Raw genomic sequence first — 4214 nt, 5'->3', positions numbered from 1 at the left:
GATAGATGCGGCCGACGCCGAGCGCGAAGCCATCCCGCGCGGCGCGATCGACCAGGGCGGCGCCGACGCCGCGCCGGCGCGCCGCCTGTTCGACCCATACGGCCGCGACCCACGGCGTCAATTGCGGCCGCTCCGCGAGGTCGGATTCGATGACCGAGCAGGTTCCGAGAAACGTCTCGCCGTCATGCGCGACCAGCGCGAACGGTATCGGTGTCGCTGCCATGTTTTCGCGCACGCGCCCGGAAATGTAATCAAGCGGATAGCCGTCCGCCCGCCACCATGCCTGCCAGATCCGGTCGGCCACGGTGTCAACAAAATGCGGGCGCTGCCGCAAATCGGAGATCGTGAATGACATTGATTTACGTCCGGCCTCCAGAGCAACATATTCGTGGGGCGCGGGCCGCGCCGACAGGGTCGAAGCCGCTCCACCGTCCTGGCCGGCGGGGCGGTAGTACAGGGGCCCAGCCAGGAGTCTGACTGGAATTGGTTTCGCGGCATCGATGGTCCCAATCGGAGAGGCAACAAACCATGACAGAACAACCGCTGCCAAAAAAGACCGTCGATGTGCTCGGCGCCGGCATGGCCTATCACGAGCGCGGCGAAGGCGCGCCGGTGCTGTTTCTGCACGGCAACCCGACCTCCTCCTATCTCTGGCGCGACGTGCTGCCTGCGCTCGAAGGGCGCGGCCGCCTGATCGTGCCGGACCTGATCGGCATGGGCGATTCCGCCAAACTGCCGAATCCCGGTCCCGGCACCTACCGCTTCACCACCCACCGCCAATACCTCGCGGGCTTCATCGACGCGGTGATCGGGCCGACACAACCGGTCACCCTGGTGGTGCACGACTGGGGCTCGGCGCTCGGCTTCGACTGGGCCAACCATCACCGCGACCGTATCAGCGGCATCGCCTATATGGAGGGGATCGTGCGCCCGGTCGCGGGCTGGGAGGAATGGAGCGCGGCAGCGACGCCGATCTTCCAGGGCTTTCGCTCCGACAGGGGCGAAGAAATGATCCTCGACCGCAACATGTTCGTCGAGCGGGTGTTGCCGGGGTCGGTATTGCGCAAGCTGACCGAGGCCGAGATGGCCGAATATCGAAGGCCCTATCTTCGGCGCGAGGATCGCTGGCCGACGCTGACCTGGCCGCGGCAAATCCCGATCGCGGGCGAACCCGCCGATGTCGCGCGGATCGCGGCGGACTACTCCGGCTGGATGGCCGGGAACGACCTCCCGAAACTGTTCGTCAATGCCGAGCCGGGCGCGATCCTGATCGGGCCGGTGAGGGATTTTTGCCGGAAATGGAAAAATCAGGCCGAGGTGACGGTGCCGGGCTCGCATTTCATCCAGGAGGATTCGGGGCCTGCCATCGGGCAGGCAATCGCGGCCTGGATGAAGGCAAACTCGATCTGACGGAGACGTCGCAGGCGGCCGCGCGCCCCGATTCGCGCGCAACTGGCAAGCGCCCGCTGTGACGAGGGTCGCCACTGGTTAACCCTTCGTTAGTGGATGGCATTGCATCCTTGGCGCAGGGAGACCCGCAATGTTTTCTAGTCGTGACGCCTTTGGGGACGATTTCTGTCCGGTCCGGGACGAATTGCTCGGCGAGATGTACCGCGCCAGTGCCGGCGGCCTGCCGGTGCTCGTGGAAAGCGTCTCGTCCGATGTCCGCGCCATGCTGGCGCTGTTCTGCTATCGCCGCAGTCATCTGCATTCGCTGGCGCTGGCGATCGCGGCAAGCTGCAGCGAACGCGAACTGATCCATTTCGGCGGCCGCGTCGGCTCGGCGCTGTACGCGCTGTCACGCGAACCCGCCGCCCGCGCCTCGTCGTTGTCGTTCTACGGAAACCGCAAACCGATCACGCTCTCCACCAAGCCGCTCGCCAGCTTCGCGCCGATCGAGGATGATCTCGACGACGAGGAAATCGCGCAAGCGGTGACGGCGTAATTTTCATGCGTCGTCCCGGCCAAGCCAACGGGTCGCGCGAATGCGCGCCCGATGACAGGCTCCGCGCGAGCCGGGACCCATAACCACCAAAGCCAATTTTTTTGGAAGGCGTCAGCCACAGCGCCTGCTCGATAGATCACGCGGTATGGGTCCCTTCCGCCTTCGCGGGGACGACGGCGGAGATCGGCGCTAACCCGTGCCTCCGCCGTGCCATCGCGCATTCGACATCGCCGGGCATGCAGGTCCGGCAGACCTCGGGACGCACCGCATGGATATCGCAACGCGTCGCCACGCCGATCTTGCCTGACAGCGCCGAGCAGCGGTCGCCGTCGCAGCGCATCCCTGACAGGCTTTGGTTGACGAATTCTTCCGGGATCAAATCGAGCTGCGCGTCATCCTCGGTGGTGAAGCGCGGCCAGTCTTGCGAATAGCTGCAACAGGCGCCGCACGCCCGGCAGAGATTTTCGGCATCCAAAGCCTGATCGTTTTTCCGCATGCGCTCGTCTATCGTGTTTTCGGGCGAAGTGAAACGCGCAACAACAACGGACTTGGGGCCGGATCAGGTCTCCTTCGGCGCCTCCCAGACCAGGCTCCTTCGCCATTTCGCCCGCAGCAGGTCGCGCCGCTCCGGGTATTTTTCGTCATGATACACCGCCTCGACCACGCGGTCGGTGCGGAAACTGCGAAAGTCCTTGCGCAGCTCGCACCACGCCGCCAGCAGCCGGACCGCCTCGAGATAGCCGACCGCGATCGGCCAGATCGTGCGTTGGCTGTCGCGGCCGTGTTCGTCGCGATAGCTCAGCGTGATCTTCTTCCCCTCGTGAATCTGTGCGCGCGTGCGCACCATGTCGATGCGGTCGGGCTCCCGGTTCCAGCCCGGGCGGGCGCGGCTCGCCGGTTCGAGCACGAACGGCCTTAGCCGTTCGGGGACGGTGTCGGCGATCTTCGCCATCAGGTCCTCGGCGGCGCGCGCCAGCACGGGATCGGCGTGGCCGGCCACCCACTGCGCGCCGAGCACCGCCGCCTCGATTTCGTCGGGGGTCAGCATCAGCGGCGGCAGGTCGAATCCCTTCTCCAGGATGTAACCCATGCCGGCCTCGCCGCGGATCGGCACGCGCTGTTCGATCAGGCTCGCGATGTCGCGATAGATCGTCCGCTTCGAGGTCTCGAGCTCGGCGGCGATCGCATCCGCCGTCAGAGGTTTTCGGGTGCGCCGGAGCACCTGGATGATCTGAAACAGCCGGTCGGCGCGTCTCATGGCGGATTCCCTGGCAGATTCCCTGGCATGTCGCTTTTACGGGGCGGTCTCGCTGCTGCTGACAGCATGCTGGCAGCAGGTGGCGGCTATATCGGGACAACACCTCAAGTGAAGGGAATTTGTCCATGATGATTCTTGACGAGTTTCGGTTCCGGTGCGCCCGGACCTTCGTGCTGGAGCAACTGATCGTTGTTCATTGTGGCTCCGCGGACCTGCGCTGGGCGCTCGCGGCGCTGGCCTTGCGGTCATTCATGGCAATGCTGGCTGTCGTGCAGGCGCGGCTGATGTCGCTGATCCAAGACACTGCGCGCCGCCGGCGCAAGGCCGGTTTCGCCGGCGATATCGCCCATGCTGACACCACGGTGGCAGCAGCGCGCGGCTAGGGTTTCGGCGTCGTCGAAGGAGATCGGAGCTTCAAATGATTACGCTATATGGTTTTGGCCCAGGCTTCGGCCTGCCGGAAATCAGCCCCTTTGTCACCAAGACCGAAGTCCAGCTCAGGATGGCCGGTCTTGCCTATCGCAAGGAGAAGGCGGTGCCGCCGGCCTCGCCCAAGGGGCAGCTCCCTTATATCGTCGATGAGGCGGAGACCATCGCGGATTCCACCTTCATTCGCGCGCACATCGAGGCCAAACACGGTTTCGATTTCGACGCCCCGCTCAATTTGCAGGCGCGCGCGCAGGCCTGGGCGTTCGAGCGGATGATCGAGCACCATGTCTATTGGGCGCTGATCGGCGCGCGCTGGGTCGACGATCAGAACTTTGCCAGGGGCCCGGCGCATTTCTTCGACGCCGCACCGGAGCACTTACGCGAAAAGCTTCGCGAAGACGCGCAGCTCCGCGTCGCGGAGAACTATCTGCTCAGCGGTCTTGGCCGCCACGCTCCGGACGAGGACATCGATCTTGCCGTCCGCTCGCTGTTTTCGCTGTCGGTGCAGCTTGGGGACAAGCCCTATCTGATGGGCGAGGAGCCCTGCGGCACCGATGCCACCGCGTTTGCCGCGCTGGCCGG

At 65.1% G+C, this 4214-nt stretch carries 7 protein-coding genes; 4 read left to right on the top strand and 3 right to left on the bottom strand.

What is annotated here, in order from left to right; translation table 11 throughout:
- Positions 1-355 (bottom strand): GNAT family N-acetyltransferase (locus tag WCE35_RS23760; protein ID WP_424595752.1); only part of this gene is annotated, 355 nt, incomplete at its 3' end.
- A gap of 173 nt (positions 356-528) precedes the next feature.
- On the opposite strand from WCE35_RS23760, the gene WCE35_RS23755 reads away from it, so the two are divergent.
- Positions 529-1410 carry a haloalkane dehalogenase gene (locus WCE35_RS23755; protein ID WP_424595751.1) on the top strand — a complete coding sequence of 294 codons (882 nt, stop codon included), beginning with the start codon at positions 529-531 and terminating at the stop codon, positions 1408-1410.
- 130 nt (positions 1411-1540) lie between these two features.
- Positions 1541-1945 carry a hypothetical protein gene (locus tag WCE35_RS23750; protein WP_424595750.1) on the top strand — a complete coding sequence of 135 codons (405 nt, stop codon included), beginning with the start codon at positions 1541-1543 and terminating at the stop codon, positions 1943-1945.
- A gap of 136 nt (positions 1946-2081) precedes the next feature.
- On the opposite strand, the gene WCE35_RS23745 is transcribed toward WCE35_RS23750, so the two are convergent.
- Positions 2082-2441, bottom strand: coding sequence for a YkgJ family cysteine cluster protein (locus tag WCE35_RS23745; RefSeq protein ID WP_424595749.1), 360 nt, complete (start codon positions 2439-2441; stop codon positions 2082-2084).
- A 63-nt stretch (positions 2442-2504) separates the two neighbouring features.
- A complete protein-coding gene (locus WCE35_RS23740; RefSeq protein WP_424595748.1) occupies positions 2505-3203 on the bottom strand; it encodes a helix-turn-helix transcriptional regulator in 699 nt (232 codons plus the stop codon).
- A gap of 125 nt (positions 3204-3328) precedes the next feature.
- On the opposite strand from WCE35_RS23740, the gene WCE35_RS23735 reads away from it, so the two are divergent.
- Both WCE35_RS23735 and WCE35_RS23730 read left to right on the top strand, forming a co-directional pair.
- On the top strand, positions 3329-3586 hold the full coding sequence (locus WCE35_RS23735; RefSeq protein WP_424595747.1) for a hypothetical protein: 258 nt from the start codon (positions 3329-3331) through the stop codon (positions 3584-3586).
- Positions 3587-3621: 35 nt separating this feature from the next.
- Positions 3622-4214, top strand: a 593-nt coding sequence (locus WCE35_RS23730; RefSeq protein WP_424595746.1) for a glutathione S-transferase family protein, incomplete at its 3' end; no start/stop codon positions are given.

Origin of the sequence: Bradyrhizobium sp., assembly GCF_049691595.1 — a bacterium.
In the GTDB taxonomy this organism is placed as follows: Bacteria; Pseudomonadota; Alphaproteobacteria; order Rhizobiales; family Xanthobacteraceae; genus Bradyrhizobium.
This window is presented reverse-complemented; position numbering and strand designations above follow the sequence as displayed.

Bases quoted from the DNA above. Each gene is read 5' to 3' on its own strand.
- WCE35_RS23750 (WP_424595750.1), top strand. From the start codon at position 1,541: ATGTTTTCTAGTCGTGACGCCTTTGGGGACGATTTCTGTCCGGTCCGG.
- WCE35_RS23740 (WP_424595748.1), bottom strand. From the start codon at position 3,203: ATGAGACGCGCCGACCGGCTGTTTCAGATCATCCAGGTGCTCCGGCGC.
- WCE35_RS23745 (WP_424595749.1), bottom strand. From the start codon at position 2,441: ATGCGGAAAAACGATCAGGCTTTGGATGCCGAAAATCTCTGCCGGGCG.
- WCE35_RS23755 (WP_424595751.1), top strand. From the start codon at position 529: ATGACAGAACAACCGCTGCCAAAAAAGACCGTCGATGTGCTCGGCGCC.
- WCE35_RS23735 (WP_424595747.1), top strand. From the start codon at position 3,329: ATGATGATTCTTGACGAGTTTCGGTTCCGGTGCGCCCGGACCTTCGTG.